10 protein-coding genes are annotated in these 14440 nt (G+C 68.0%); 1 reads left to right on the forward strand and 9 read right to left on the reverse strand.

The annotated features are described in order from the left end of the window. Positions 1-50: 50 nt before the first annotated feature. Positions 51-1622, forward strand: coding sequence for a hypothetical protein (locus ACWEPL_RS21830; RefSeq protein WP_452437270.1), 1572 nt, complete (start codon positions 51-53; stop codon positions 1620-1622). 831 nt (positions 1623-2453) lie between these two features. On the opposite strand, the gene ACWEPL_RS21835 is transcribed toward ACWEPL_RS21830, so the two are convergent. From ACWEPL_RS21835 to ACWEPL_RS21875, 9 genes are all read right to left on the reverse strand, one after another. Beyond that, entirely contained in the window at positions 2454-4106 is a 1653-nt protein-coding gene (locus ACWEPL_RS21835) for an ABC transporter ATP-binding protein (RefSeq protein ID WP_452437271.1), read from the reverse strand. A gap of 59 nt (positions 4107-4165) precedes the next feature. Continuing rightward, complete coding sequence (locus ACWEPL_RS21840; RefSeq protein ID WP_452437272.1) at positions 4166-6085, reverse strand: TOMM precursor leader peptide-binding protein; 1920 nt, start codon at positions 6083-6085, stop codon at positions 4166-4168. Next, positions 6085-7794, reverse strand: coding sequence for a hypothetical protein (locus ACWEPL_RS21845; RefSeq protein WP_452437273.1), 1710 nt, complete (start codon positions 7792-7794; stop codon positions 6085-6087). The genes ACWEPL_RS21840 and ACWEPL_RS21845 overlap by 1 nt, the downstream gene beginning before the upstream one ends. Then, positions 7791-9029: a SagB/ThcOx family dehydrogenase gene (locus ACWEPL_RS21850; RefSeq protein WP_452437274.1), complete on the reverse strand. Its 1239-nt coding sequence runs from the start codon at positions 9027-9029 to the stop codon at positions 7791-7793. Before ACWEPL_RS21850 ends, ACWEPL_RS21845 begins: the two co-directional genes overlap by 4 nt. Positions 9030-9124: 95 nt before the next feature. Continuing rightward, the gene (locus ACWEPL_RS21855; RefSeq protein WP_452437275.1) at positions 9125-9994 is read right to left on the reverse strand and encodes a thiopeptide-type bacteriocin biosynthesis protein; all 870 of its coding nucleotides are present in this window, start codon (positions 9992-9994) and stop codon (positions 9125-9127) included. Position 9995: 1 nt separating this feature from the next. Beyond that, a complete protein-coding gene (locus ACWEPL_RS21860; protein ID WP_452437276.1) occupies positions 9996-12392 on the reverse strand; it encodes a lantibiotic dehydratase in 2397 nt (798 codons plus the stop codon). A 223-nt stretch (positions 12393-12615) separates the two neighbouring features. After that, complete coding sequence (locus tag ACWEPL_RS21865) at positions 12616-12849, reverse strand: thiomuracin/GE37468 family thiazolyl RiPP peptide (RefSeq protein ID WP_452437277.1); 234 nt, start codon at positions 12847-12849, stop codon at positions 12616-12618. A gap of 82 nt (positions 12850-12931) precedes the next feature. Then, the gene (locus ACWEPL_RS21870; RefSeq protein ID WP_452437278.1) at positions 12932-13816 is read right to left on the reverse strand and encodes a hypothetical protein; all 885 of its coding nucleotides are present in this window, start codon (positions 13814-13816) and stop codon (positions 12932-12934) included. Next, the gene (locus tag ACWEPL_RS21875) at positions 13813-14436 is read right to left on the reverse strand and encodes a TOMM precursor leader peptide-binding protein (RefSeq protein WP_452437279.1); all 624 of its coding nucleotides are present in this window, start codon (positions 14434-14436) and stop codon (positions 13813-13815) included. The genes ACWEPL_RS21870 and ACWEPL_RS21875 overlap by 4 nt, the downstream gene beginning before the upstream one ends. Positions 14437-14440 lie beyond the last annotated feature (4 nt).

The raw sequence follows: 14440 nt of genomic DNA on the forward strand, positions 1-14440 counted from the left end.
GGCGGCCGCGAGGACCGCTTGTATGGCCGGGAAGATCGCTTAGGCCCCTCATGACCACAGACTTCATCAAGCTCGCGAGGCGGCTTGGTCCCGACTTGGCCAAGTCCGCCTATCTCCTCACCGAGGATGAGCAGAAGGCCCTTTCCCTGGTACGGCATGCTCTCGTCGCAGTCGGGAGTCGCTGGCGCGGGATCCCTTCCGCGCCCGCGACGATGGCCAAGCTGGCGCTCTACCGGAAGGCCATGGCTGACGGCGTGTCGGTGGATCGCGTGGCCTCGGTGGTGTTCGATCACGATCGCGTGTCATCCGACGACCTTCCGTTTCCTTTCTCGCTCGGCCGTGATCGGCTGTCGCTCGACGACCTCCCTCCCGACCCACCGGTCATCGACCTCTCCGGCACCATCCGTTCAGCCAGCCGAACCGTACGGACGAAAAAGCGCTTCCGTGTCGGAATCGCCCTGGCCGTCGTCGCCGTAGCGGTGGCGGGCTATCTGGGGATTCGGCAGGCGAACCAGGATCCGGCAATCGTCGCCTCGGGCACATTTGCCTTCACCAAGGACGGCGAACTGCGGACCGAGGTTGACAAAGGCCTGATGGACGCCGCTATGGACTCCCCCAGCACGTTCACCATGACGTTTGCATTGCCGCGCGATGAGTGGAAAGCCTGGGAGCCGCCGCAGACAACGGCCCCGATTCGGTATGCCATGGCCGCCAGTTGCCCGCTCGACCTGGACGGCTCCCCCGGGTTCGAGGACAAGGACAAGGCCGGTGACGTGCTCTGCGCTGGGTGGGGTCTGGTGTTCCGCACCACCCTGGAGTGGTCCGCAAATATCAGCAATGAGACCTGTGGCTCCTACCCGGAGTGCCGCGGCAGCTCCTTGATCCCCAACGCGGCGGTGCAGGTCCTGAGTGAGGACGCCAACGGCGGGGCGGCGTTGACCTGGCACCCGTCCGTGGCGATCAGCGGGGACGGCAACAAGGTCGCCTATCTGGACGCGCTCCGGCGTCGCTGGGTCGTCGCGGATCTGAGCACCAAGCAGATCCGCGACATCACGCCCGAACTCACCGCCGCGCAGCTCGCCAATTACTCGACGCCGATGTTCTCTTCAGACGGCGAGTACATCGCCGTCCGCGTCACCGCGCAGGGCGAGACATACTTCACCGACCTGGGGGCCGGTCGGACCACGCCCATCCGCCACGCTTGCGACAGCATGCTCTGGGTCACCGGTGAAGGCGTCAGCTGCCACACGAACAACGCGCCCCCGGCCTTCACCTTCCACCCTAACGGCAGCCAAACCGCCATGTCGGGGCCCACGGTACCGGGCATCCTTCCCTCCCCCGACGGGAAACTCCGCGCCGACGACTACGGCGGCCCGATCAGGGTGGCCGACGCGGCCACCGGCGACGTGGTGGCCACCCACGAGCCGAAGATGCCATGGGGGCAGACCTTCACCGATCTGCTCGGCTGGGTGGACAACAATCATCTCCTCATCCACATCTCCGCCTCCAAGGACGTCCGCTACGGCTACTTCTCCCTCGACGCCCGAACTGGCGCCATCGAACCTCTGCACCTCCCCGCCAACCTCAACCCTGACCTCGCCGCCTTCGGCTCCCTCGTTTGATCTGGCATCCGTGCAACGCGGCGCCAACGCGGCGATCCGTGGACCCCAGTTCGTCCCCGAGCGGGATGCCGTTGTCGGAGAGCAGGGATACGAAGCGGCGCCGTAGCTTCTCATAGCGGGGAGCGGGTCAGCGCGAAGAGAGCCGTGGTGAAAGAAGGCACCGCTATGCCCAGCAGGACGTAGCCGACCAGGGCGAGCTGGTTCGCGCTCCTTCGCCTCGCGGCTGTAGTGGTGGCCGTCGACGGCGCGGTTCGTGATGATGGGAACCGTGCCGTCGAGCTGTGGAGCACCGCGCGATATCGCTCGCAGCGCAGACACCTTCGTCCAGGGTGGCGGGGCTGAGGGCGCCGAACGGCTTTCGGTATCGGGAAAGGCTCAATTCGAAGCCGTTCTCGGCCGGAGGCCGTGAGTGCGTTGCCGCCGCTGGTCGTGGCGCTCCAGAGCCAGGGCTGTACGTGGCGGAGGGGGAAGGACCATCGCCGCTTCAACCACCAGAGGGCCTCTCTTCGTACGCCGCCGCGCGGATGGCCGAGCTCGGCTTGGTCGCCCGCAGGCGGCGCACGCCGCGCTCGCTGACTCGCCACGGCAAGCGACCGGCCGCCGCGGACCTGGTCCGCCGGAGGTTCACCGCGGTCGCGCCGGACGTGCTGTGGTGTGGCGATGTGACGCAGATCGGCACCGACGAGAGCGAGCTCTACCTGGCCACCGCCGAGGAGCTGTTCTTCCGCCGACTGCTCGACCACGCCATGTCCGAACACCACGATCCCTCGCTGCACATGGCGGTGGCCACTCGCGCCGGAAGCTCCCAGCAACTGCCGGCGCAGGAGCAGCTCAGGTGCCCGGACGCCGGTCGTGCTCGGCGGCTGCCGGAGGAACGGCACCCGAGGTACGGCGACCATGGCTCTCGAGGATGCGTCCATGCGCCATCTCCACGACGCGATCCGCGTCCCGCATGCGCGGAAGACGGTGCGCGATGATCATCAGCGTCCTTCCCCGGCAGTACGTCCGGAGGGCGTCGTAGACCTCGTCCGAGGTGACGCCGTCGAGCGCGCTGGTGACCTCGTCGACCACGAGCACCTGCCACCTGGCAAGCAGCGCCCTCGCCACGGCAAGGCGCTGACGCTCGCCACCTGACAGCTGATGCCCCTCCTGACCGATGGGGGTGTCTATGCCGTGCGGTAGCTTGGCCACCAGATCGTCCAGCCGGACAGCGGCGATCGCCCGGACGATGTCCTCTTCGGTCACGTCGTCGCGGGCGTACATCAAGTTCTCGCGGATCGACGCGTCGAACAGGGTGGTGTGCTGCGGGACGATCGTGGCCACGTCCCGTAGCTTCGCGCCATCCGCGCCTTCGACGTGGACGACTCCCTCGGCCGGGCGCAGGAGGCCGGCTACGATCAACCCCAGGGTGGTCTTGCCTGACCCCGTGCGTCCGCGCACGATGGTCACCGACCCCGAGGGCAGCTCCAGGTCGATCCCGTTGAGGATGCTCCGCTCGCCCGCACCGTAGTGATGGCCCACGCCGCGCAGGGTCACGCTGACTCCAGCGCTCGACGTCGGGGCTGGGCCGCCCCCGGCCGCCCAGGGGGCCGGCAGATCAAGGTATTCGATGACCCGCTCGAACTTGGCCAGCGCGACGTGGAGGCCGCTGGACAGCTGCAGTAGCGACTGGATGGGACTGGACAGCTGCATTTGCAGCATCACGATGACGATCACGGTCCCGATACTGAGCCCGGTGACCGCCGTGCCGGACAGCCAGAACACCAGGGGTGGGACGCAGGCGAACGACGCTCCGATGATCACGTAGGCGACGGCGCCCACAACCCGCTGCCGAACGGTGACCTCGCGCAGTTGCCGGCACACGTCGATGAACCGTTCGAGCTGCCAGCCCGTCCGGTGCAGCGTCCGGCCCAGAATGACCCCGCCCAGGCTGAGGTCCTCGGCGGTGAAGCGCAGCACCGAGGTGAGGTGCAGTTGCCGCTCCCGGGCCAGGTCCTTGCGCTTCTTGGCGAAGCGGTGATTGAGCAGGGCCAGCAGGTACGCCATGGCGAAGGAGAGCAGCGCCAGCGGCCAGCTGAGCACCAGCATCGCGATGCCCGTGGCGGCCAGCGCGGTCGAGGCGGCCAGTGCCTGCTGCACGGTGTTGGTGACGAACCTGTCGACTCCGTCGATGTCGCTGACCAGCCGCATCTGGACCTCGGAGGTGTTTTCCTCGGTGTAGAAGTCCAGCTCCTGAGCTTGGGCGCGGCCGTAGACGGCGGCGCGTAGTGTGGCCGTCACCTGCTGGCCGATGCTGTTGGTGAGCGCCACGTTGCCGACGGCCAGCGCGCTGTTCACGATGCCGAGCACGATCATGAGCCCGCACAGCAACGTCAGCAGTGTGATGTCACCCTGGAGCAACCCTCGATCAATGACCATGCGGGTCAGCAGCGGGTTGACCACCCCGAAGGGCACGGAGATCACCACGATGAGCAGAGAAGCCATGAGGCGCCACCGATGTGGTCGAAACCACGTGAGCATGCGCCGGACCACTGCGCCGACCGTCATGGGAAGGGGTGCGGGTAGAGGTTGAGCTCACCGGGCGTCAGATCCCGGTAACCGAGCAGCCGGGGTACGGTCAGCAGCCGTGGCAGCCCGTCCACCCGGCGGTTGTCGTGCCCGAAGGTCATCGACAGCGTGCCGGGAATCAGCACCTTCACACAGGCGAACCCACCTGCCCGGTGCTCGGAGCCACTCTGATCGATCACGATCACATCGAGCCCGGTGTCCAGGTAACGCCCGACCGTTTCGGTGAGCACGTCGGTCAGATCCGTACCAGCGAAGGCCCCGGGGATTCCCATGTCAGCCGGCTTGCGGACATCAGACCCTTCGGTCAGGAAGCTGAGCCGCCGTGCCGCGGCCGGGTGTGCGTAGAGCAGGGAGTGGTCTTCCATCTCCTTGACGAGACGAGGATCAGCCACCATTCGCTCTGCCCGGTCGGCCTCCCGGGCGTATCGAGTGGCCATGGGAGCGATGTCGGGTGCGAGTTCTCCCAGGGCGTTGGCGATGGCCCGTTCGGGATCAGGGCTGGATCCGGCCGCGCAGATCACCGCGGGTCTGCCATCGTCACGAGGATTCACAGCCATGGCCCACACGCAGGGAATCCGCTGCTCGACGCTGATGTCGAAGAGCATCACGTCATACCCGGTCTCCTCCTCCAGCGCCGCGTGCCAGAGGGGCAACAGGCGATCGGCGGCCGCGCGCACCTCGATGCGCGGAGCGGGCAGCCGGCAATACCAGGTCAGGAGGAAGGCATCGCGCTCAGCCACCTCCAGGATGCCGTGCAAGATCGCCTCTTCCAGCGAGCCGCCGAGTGCGCATCCGTTGGAGATCTCGTGAACCAGCTCGTGACCGTGCTGGTAGTACGCGCAGCTCTCCGGCACCAGGATCGGCTCTTGCCGGGCGAAGGAGTACCCCCAGACCCAGGCGTAGACCGTGTTCACGTCGAAGGGCCGGTAGCGGAAATCCGGTAACCGGTACCGTTCCGGAGGGTAGAGGCCGAGAGCGCGCGGGTCGAGTGCGCGATCGGCGACCTCGGTGAAGCTGGCGTTCACGGTCGTCCTGCGAGCGCCCGGGGCTCCGCCATACCGTTCGATCCCCTCCAGCACGGCGATGAGCCGGCTGGGCGTGCGGATGTCCGCCCGCCCGTAGCCGACCACGTCGCCCCCACCCCGCGCTCCCACCGTCGCCGACGTGACGCACAGCCCGGCCGCCGTCCACTCGGAGAGCGTGCCGATCAGCCCGCACTCAGGGTCGACGTACAGCTTTTCCAGGTCTACGGAGATCTCTCGCGTCCGGAAGCTTCCCTCGCGATACATCGGCCGGGGCTCCAGGATCAGGCCGGCCGATTCGGCGGTGTCAGGGGGCGCGTCGCCGCAGGTGCCACAGAATGCATCAGGCAGGAAGGCATGCAAGCTGACGTCGAGCCTTTCCAGATTCATGAGGAAGAAGGCTTGGTGCGTGTGGGGCGAGCCGCCGTCGGACAGCAGCGCCGCCTCGGCTGCGACGATCTCCGCCACCAGAGCGGTGCCCAGTTGCGTGAGCCACGAAGACGGGCGCTCACGCAGGACCTCGCGATGTCGCTGCCAAATGGCCCGGTGCCCGTCCTGGTCAGGGCGGATGCGGCGGCGGCGCCGCTCGGCGCAGGACACGCATCCCGCCCGGCCCGGAATCTCCATCGGGCCGATCGCCACCCGACCCAGCTCCGCGCGGACGCGCAGCCAGGGCACCGCCAGAGCGGTGGCAACCGCCCGCACCTCTCGGGTGCGTGCGGTGTTCCAGCTGTCGTCGGACGCGATCAGCAGGCAAGGATCACCGGATACCTGTGACGCCGTTTCGTAAGAGCTGACGAGCCAGCCCTCCGCGAGCTCTTGGGCGATCGCGTCGCGCACCATCCCACGACCGATCAGCGCCACCTCACGCATCACACCACCACCCGGGTCAGGTAAGGCATGATCTCGGCTACCGCCGGATCATGATCAAGAGGTACGGCTGTCGCCACCCGGCCCAGGGCACGCAGCCGTGACGCCACCGTTGTCACGTCGACCGCCGAGGCCGAGAACTGTCGCCATGAGCCACGCAGCCGATCCGGCAGAGGGTCTGCCGGGCCATACGTGGATTGCAGGCGCAGCAGCGCGGCCCTCAGCCCCTCCTCCAGAGCCTCGGCTGGGTCCAGGGCGGCGAAATAGCCGATCGTGTCCGCGCCGGAGCAGCAGGCGAGGACTGTAACCCCCAGTGGACCGGTGAGGTCGTACACCTCAGGTAGCTCATCGAGCCGCGCGAGGATCTCCCGGCTCCTCGTGTCGCGCAAGGCGACGGTCGTCAGGTCGACCCGGGGATAGGGCTCGGAGCGCGACGGTATTTCGGCCAGGGTCATCCACAGACATTGATCGGCCAGGCCGCGGCCGACGGCGTGCTCCCAGTCATGACCAGTGGCGAGGCCGGCGCCCTCCGTCGTGAACACGTCGGCTACCGGCAGCAGGCGAGCCGTCTCGCGGTCGTCGATTTCGTACCCCCAGACATGACCGTGCCTGTACGGATCGGCACGCGGATCCGTCAGCGGGCGTCCGTCGGCCCCGGCCAGCCTCCGTGGATCCACCATGCGCACCGCGTAGGCGGCCAGCGCCTTACGCGCGGCGTCGCAGCGTGCCGCGTTGTAGTCGAATCCGATACCGATCGTGGATCTCCCATCCGGAAGTACGGCGCGGCAGCGGTTCAGCGGGTTCTGCGGACCCGCGACGTCGGTGAGGGTGAACAGTCCCAGGTACTGGTCGTGACAGGGCGCGATCCTGTGCAGGAAGGCCTCGCTGTCGAACGGCTCGCCTGCCCGCAGATCGCGCACCCGCTGGAGAAACTTCTCGCGCGAGCGTATGGACGCCGCTGCGGCGAAGGGGTGGGGCAGGCACGAGTGCCACGTGCTCCTCCACGAGCCGCGCTCCATCCGTATGATGCGACCACGTTCAGCGGGCGGCATGGCACCCGTCAGCGCGCGGGAGGTGGTCTGGACCAGGCGCGCGGCGGCTCCCGTCGGCGGTGTGCCGACATGTGTCCCCGAGGTGCCCATACGGAGCCGGGCGTCGTCCCACATCGCGGTCCCGGGCGGAAGGAGCCACGTGGCATCCCCGGTGTGCACCATCAAGGCGAGCGGGATGCCGCGATGGGCGCACGTGCGCTCCAGCAGCAGTGCTGTCGGCCCGTCGCCGGCGTAGAGCACCACGCCGGTTCCGTCGGGCAGGTCGATGGTGTGTCCACGCGGGAGCAGATCCAGCCGCATCACCGCGAGGTTGCGCAACTCGGAGGCCGACGCGGCTCGTACCAAGGGCGTCAGCATCGGCTCGACACCCGCGATCAGCGTGACACGGTCATCAGGGATGTCCTGCTGTTGCGGCACCAGCTGGACGGCGTCGCATTCCACCAGGAGCTCGATGACCTGCTTCACCGCTCTGGCACGACCGGAGGGCAAGCCGGCGGTCAGTTCCTCGATCGTGTGCTCTCCGCCGAGAAACGGGGTGAGACGATCGAGCCACTCCGCGATCGAGGTCCCGTCGATCCGGGCCAGCCCGCGATGCGTGAGGATGCGAACGCCGTCGTCGGTCGCGGCTATGTAGACGTCGTCGCGCAGCCGCAGCCTCATCGTCCCGTCCCCGGAGGGAGGGAGCCAAGCGAGAACTCGCCTACCGTGCCTTCTTCCAGCGGGTCCAAGCCGGTGGCCTCGGCGAACGCGGCGTGGTCACCGCCGCCGAGCGCGCACGGTGCCAGCCCCATCGCGGTGGCCACCAGGTACATCGTCTGGAACAGGACACCGACGTGCTTCATGATCAGCGAATAGGCCATCGACCGGTATTGCCACATGATCCGCCCGAACCGCGCCGTGATCAGGAGGAGTACCTGCGGCTCGGTGGCGGCCGCCGACATCGCGCCGGCGCGCAGGAACCGCCGCACCTGGACAGTGGTCTCGGTGATCCGTTCCAGCCGATGGTGCTGGGGATCGTAGTGATACAACCCCGGCCGGAGCCCGGAGACCTTCCGGACCACCGTGTAGATCTCCAGTTCGTGCACGGCCCCTCCGGAGGGGAAGGGCCGGTTCACCTGATCGACGCCGTTGACGCTGTGGATGCCCCGGTTTCGCGCGCTTCGGTAGAGGAAGTCGCCAAGTTGGGCGATGCTCATCGGGTTGCCGTCGTCGTGCCGGCGAATCGATCGCCGATCCTCCAACACGGCGGTCAGGCTGGGGTCGTTGTCACGCGCGCGCCCCAGATCGGGCCGGGCGAGGTCGACGACCTCGCCGCCGAGTGGCGCGCGGCGCGCCGACGGCGCCTCGAACCTGCCGGCCGCCCAGTCACTCTTGCCGTGCGGGATTCCGGGCCACCGGATGCGGCTGCGGTGATGGAACCACAGCTCGTGCGGCTGCCATTGGCATGTCGGCAGCCGAGTGTCCTCCTCGTCAGGCTGAGAGACCGCCAGGCCGGCGCCCCACAGATCGCGGCGGAACCTGCGCAGCGCTGGGACGTCGTCGTCGGCCAGCCGCGAAGGCCCCAGCCAGGCCAGGGCTCTGGGGGTATGGAGCCGCACGCGGCACCATGAGCGTGGGGATTCCAGGACTACCTCGCTTCCGTCTCTGCGCGCGATCGCGAATCGCGACAGCGCCAGGTCCGGGGACATCTCATCGGTGCGGGGGACCTCGGGCGCTTCCGGCTCCACGGTGTAGAGGTCCCGGCCGTTGCAGGTCACAGTGATGTGCAGCCATCCGCCCGCCCGCAGCAGATCCAGGTGGGCGTCCAAATCCCGTAGCTCTCTGACGGGGACGGTTTCCCGTCCCAGCCGGTGCAGCAGAGCCTGTTGCTCGGCGCTCAAGCGGCCCATGGACATGCTGTGCGGCCAGCTGAGCAGGTGATAGGACGCGTCAGGAGCGACAATTCCGGCTACGTCCGGCCTGAACCGGACGGTCTCCTCGATCTGCGACGTCATTCCGGCTGTCCTTCTTCGTACAGTTCCAGGACGGTTCGCGAAGCCAGGGCGGAGGCATACCGCTCGGAGAGCAGATCGATTCCCAGGCGGTTCGCCGCGAGGTGGGCGCACGTGAGCATTACCGCGGGCAACCGGCGGGGATCTTTCTCCAGTGCCTTCCGCAGCCTCCCTGTCGTCTGCGACCAGCCCGGCAGGCCGTCGTCACGTTCCATCCGATCCGCGTGGTCGACGAGGGCGCGCATGCGTCGGCCCAGAGGGAGCAGGACATCGCGTTGAACCGCGAAGTGCTCGGCATATTCCGCGCCCGGCTGCGCCAACTCGGCTGTTCCGGCGAGCTGTAACCACACGATGAGGTACATCGCGACACCGGCGGTGATCCGCTGTTCGGCGGTGGCCCCTTTCGAGAGAATGGACAGGACGATCGTGCTGGAATCCACGAAATGCTCTTCCACTGCCCGCATCGCCACTCGTCCGTACCGCCGATACTCTCTGCGGTACGGGATGAACGACACCGAGTTGTTCGGCGCCAGTTCTCGAGCGAAATCCGCCACCCCTTCACCGCGGGCCAGCAGCGCGGCTGACTTCTCGTATTCTTCCTGGCGCATTCCGTGGGCGGACGGACAGACGCGGAAGAACGCGAGGCACCTCTCCTCGATGACGCGGCGAACCCGGTCATGGTCGCAGGGCTCGGCGCGTACGCGCAGGCGCACGTGCGGGCCTGCGTCCCAGTAGCGGAGAAAGAAGAAGTCCGGGTCGGGCCCGCCGTCCGCCAGTTTCTCCACAATCAGTTGAATCAGATGAACGATGACAGGATCCTGATCGCCGTGATAGAAGATGTGCGCGCTCACCCACTGGTCGTCGTTCACATCAACGGGTCCATGCCGAGACATCTATCACCATCTCCAAGACGTGGCCTCCGCCATAGTTCTCCTGCGACGCCATCGGGTCGGGCAACGCCTCCTCGAACACGACCGCCTCGTGCGGGCGTCGCAGAAATTCGGTGAAGGCCTGCAGCAGGAACGGGTTCGCGAAATCCAGGTAGAGCGGCTTGTGCTCGCTCCGCCAAGCGAGAGAACGCCTCTTGGAGAGCCCTTTCACGAAGCAGGTCTCCGGAATTCCCGCCTCCTGCCGCCATTCGGCGAGCCGTACGAGGTAGCAGGACTCCCGCTCACCCGACCGCGGCGCGGGGACACTCGATGGAGCCAGCTGCCAGCTCGCCCGGCGCACCACCACGCGCCCTACCCGCGCCCGCGGGACCGTCCACACCTCCGGCAGCTGCGCCGAGCGCCCCCTGGGTGCGATGCTCCTGATCGGCAAGGGGGGTTCCTCCCCGAATGCCCTGACGAGCAGCTGCGCCGCCCGCGGCAGGGTCCACGGGGCGCTCATGCCGAGGTGCAGCGGCCATACTTCCCGGTCAAGGCTGCCGGATCGCAACCGCAGCAGCCCGCGGGCGTGATCTCGCTCCACCCACAAGTCACGGAGCTCGATCCGGCCGACACCTGGCCGTGCGTCCCCATGCCAGGGATAGACGATCTCGTACGGCTCGCAGGGTTGCCGGACGTTCAACGACGTCCCCAGCGACCCGCCCAGGGCAGCGAACACCGGGTAACCGCCAGGGAGTTCCGCCCGCGGGCCCGTATGGTCGCCCAGCAGATGGTCGAGGCGGCGCAGGCCCTTCCTGTACCCGGTGAAGACGTCGTTCACCACGAAACACGGCCCGGACTCGCCCGCCAGCGGCTGCCCGTACATCCCCAGTGAATACAGATCGTCTACCCACCGGGGGAACCCGGTCACCGCGTCGGTCAACTCCTCGGGGTCGATGTTGACCACGCCGCCGGGCTCGGCGTCGCGCCAGAGTAAGCGGGCCGCGTCATCGCGGAGGGTGCGCAGCTCGTTGACGCGAGCGAACACGCTCTCACGCCGGCCCCTGGCCGAATGCCACAGTCGGCCGATCTCCTTCCCCGCAGGGGAACCACCGGCGACCTCCTTCATGACCTCGTGGTAGAAGTCCATGAAGGAGATCCGGCGGTTCCCGCCGGGGTGCCGACTCCACCAGCCGTCCAGAGCGTTCTTCAGATCCTGGCCCGGGCTGAACAGCGCGAGCCATCGGCGGATGGCCTGCAGGTCGGCCAGCACCGGCCGCCAGGCATGCTCCCCGCACTCGGCCAAGGTCCAGTCGGTCACGGCCGTGTCGAAGGTGACCTGGTCGTCGTCCGGTGCGATCGGCTGTTCAAGGACGTCGGCGAGATTCGCCAGCCCACGGCGTACCGTACCCAGTCGCCGCCGATGCCGCTCGAGCTCCTCGATCGGTACGGCGGCGCGCACCGCCTCGCTGACCGCCTGAAGCAGCGAGCTCTCTTCCGCGACCTCCTCGCCGAGCGACCCCAGCCAGCGTGCCACCTCGCCCGGCGTGGTGATCTGCCCACCGGGCTGCGGCGCGAGCTGCAGTAGACCGATCTCGACGAGGTGATCAACGAGTGCGCCGGCCTGGGACGGCTGAGCATTTCCCGCCGCTGCCAAGCACATGGCGAGGTCACCGAAGGTGGTCGCGGGGCCGTCGAGAAGCAGCTCCAGACAGGCGTGGATCGCCGGTGTGCCATCGATTGTGATCATCGGCTCCTGCGGGGGCTGCCCCAGAAAGCGCAGCCTGTCACCGATGGCGACCACGCTGGGATTGACGCGAACGATCATGCCGCGTCGTGTGCGTTCGCTGCTCACCAGTGCGGCGTGCAGGTCAGACCGCGCGACATGACCGAGATCCAGCACACCTCGCGCGCTACGCAGTCCCTGGACACACTGGCGAACTGCGACGTCGTCCTCGGTCCACGCACCGCGGCCCGTCACCATGAATGCGCTGAAGGGGCTGGTCTTGGCGGCGGCCCGGGTCACGTACCTGGTCACGGCCGACGCCAGCCGCCGGGTGCCGCGGCTCGGATCCGCCAGCCATTTGTCGAGGTCCGCGGACAGATCGGGGCTGGCATGCAGCAGCGCCCGCCGGAAGGCGGGGGCGGCGGCGATATCCCGGAGCCGCGTCATCCTGGCCGCGGTCTGTGATCTGATCAGCTCATCGAGGACCTGGGCGCCCCCTCGCCACTGCTCGTACGTCACTATCCACCGGTTCATCCGGCCGGCGAGCTCGTGGCCGAGCAGCCGTCGCGTCCTTGGGCTCCACTCGCGTGCGGTGGGCTTGCGCACCTGGTAGAGGGCACGGCGCAGTCCGACGAGGAGCGGTTTCGAGTGCTCCTCGCTCAGGGCACCGATCACCTTGTACAGATCCTCGCTCAGTGCCTCACCTTCGGCTCTCAGCCACCGCCATGACTCGAGCCGGTTCTCCACCGCCCGTCCGACCTCAGGGGACCGCAGTTCACGCAGGACCTCCGACGGCATTCCAGCCACGCGGATCAACGGAGGGATGTCCACATTCACCTCGCTAGACAAGCCACGGGCCGTGTGTGCGGGCCGTCTTCTGGACGGCCCGCACACACGCTTACTCGTCTTCGTCTTCGTCGAGACCGGGGGCAAGAGGCATGGGGTCGTCGGTGCACGAACTGCAGCCGGTCGTGCCAGAGCAGGGGTAGCAACGGGTGGAAAGGCAGGACGCGACCACGTCCAAGCCGCGGCCCAGGGTGAGGGTCTGCACCTCCAACCCACTGATGGTGAGGTCGAACACGTCCATCGGAAGATCGTGGACATCGAAGTCGAGAGTCTGGCCGGTTGGCATCGGAACCCCTTTCGGTGTGCGAAAAGCACCGTCGAGTAGTGCCGATGCTAGGAAGGGGCGGTATGCCCGAGGTATGTCGCCGCTATGCGGCGCTTCCACAGCGGTCGCAGTCGGCTCGCCGTACGACGGCGTCCTGGCGGAACGACCACGCGCGCAAGCTGAAGGTGGCGACCTTGTCCGCCGCGAGTGGCGTCCCCACCCTGGCGCGCTGATGGAAGACCTCGCCGGCGACGATCGCCCAGGCCAGCTCGGCCAGAGCGCCATCGGGTGGGCCCTCCCCAGGGGTGCCCACGGCGGCGCGGAAGCAGGCCAGGCAGGGCGTGAAGCGACGGTCGAAGCGCGGCCCGAGCTGGAGCACATCTCCCGCAAGCCACGCTCGCAGCCACATCGCACCGCGGTCGAAGCAGGCCGCGTCGAGCTGTTCGAGCAGGTCGGCGTCCGCCTCGCCCGTTGACGCGACGACGACGAACTCACCGGCCGCCAGCACATGGTCGGGTGCGAGCATCATCACGCGGTCGCCCGACGCCGTCAGCAGTTCGGCGACCCGCTCGGCGGGTGCTCCTGTGTCCGCGATCAGGACGGGCGAGGCGTGCAGCGCCTGGAAGGCAGCCTCCACGTTGGGCCAGGTCATGGTGGTGCCCAGCATCCTCCCCACGGCGTGCGCGACGCCCGGAGGTACGCCGGCGGGCAGCGCGGGATCACCGTCGCCCTCCTGCAGGTAGCCGGCGGTGTGGAGGAGACGAAGGGCGGAGGCGATGGCCTCAGCCATGTGATGGCCCAGCTCACCGGCGAGATCCTCCCGCGTCCGGGTGCCGTCGAGCAGAGGCAGGAGCAGGGGCAGGAACGTCCGCGCCGCTGACCCGCCGAAGACCTTCCGCTCCGCCGTACCCTCAAGAAGGAGTCCGCGCTCATACGGCAGCACACTCAGACCGGGGTGAAGCTTCGGCTTGCGCGGCAGCTCGATCATTCGGCAATCGTTCCTTCCACGACGCTCACCAGACGAGCGACGCTGCGTTGCCGGGGCGCCTGCGCGGGGGCCGGTGCACACACGCCGCAGCCATGCACGGGCACGAGCCTGCTCATCGCCGGGGTGTTCGACAGCAGGTCCACATGATGGACGCGCACGTTGTCCGCTAGGTCGACCTGCCTGGCGAGTCCGGCCGCCAATGCGGGCCAGTGCGCCGGGAACCCGCGCTCGGCGGCCTCCGGAGCGCGTCGGAAGTGCTCCTCCAGCGCGTCTTGGGCGAGCGGGTCGACCGCGTGCTGGCGAATCCTGTGGCGATAGCAGGAGGAACATCCTCGAGATCCGGCGTGGGACACCGGGCCGACGCGAAGCCGCGGATGTTCCAGCACGATGGGAATGAAGTCCACGCTCTGGCTGTGTGCCGCTTCCGAGAGCTGGAGTTCTAGGTGAGGCGCGGGCACCGAGGCGGCCAGCAGCAGGGTCGTGACCTCGGGAGGGATGGATATCCCGTCATCGCTCACAGGCACGCGGACGACGTGGGTAGCGGGCCCGGTCAACGAGCGGGCGACAGCGACACCGAACGCGCCGACGGCGACGATGAGATCTGGCGAGAGCATGGACATCCTC

This window comes from Nonomuraea sp. NPDC004186 (genome assembly GCF_053603495.1).

Bases quoted from the DNA above. Each gene is read 5' to 3' on its own strand.
- ACWEPL_RS21875 (WP_452437279.1), bottom strand. From the start codon at position 14,436: ATGTCCATGCTCTCGCCAGATCTCATCGTCGCCGTCGGCGCGTTCGGT.
- ACWEPL_RS21830 (WP_452437270.1), top strand. From the start codon at position 51: ATGACCACAGACTTCATCAAGCTCGCGAGGCGGCTTGGTCCCGACTTG.
- ACWEPL_RS21840 (WP_452437272.1), bottom strand. From the start codon at position 6,085: ATGCGTGAGGTGGCGCTGATCGGTCGTGGGATGGTGCGCGACGCGATC.
- ACWEPL_RS21865 (WP_452437277.1), bottom strand. From the start codon at position 12,849: ATGCCAACCGGCCAGACTCTCGACTTCGATGTCCACGATCTTCCGATG.
- ACWEPL_RS21845 (WP_452437273.1), bottom strand. From the start codon at position 7,794: ATGAGGCTGCGGCTGCGCGACGACGTCTACATAGCCGCGACCGACGAC.
- ACWEPL_RS21850 (WP_452437274.1), bottom strand. From the start codon at position 9,029: ATGTCCATGGGCCGCTTGAGCGCCGAGCAACAGGCTCTGCTGCACCGG.
- ACWEPL_RS21835 (WP_452437271.1), bottom strand. From the start codon at position 4,106: ATGGCTTCTCTGCTCATCGTGGTGATCTCCGTGCCCTTCGGGGTGGTC.
- ACWEPL_RS21870 (WP_452437278.1), bottom strand. From the start codon at position 13,816: ATGATCGAGCTGCCGCGCAAGCCGAAGCTTCACCCCGGTCTGAGTGTG.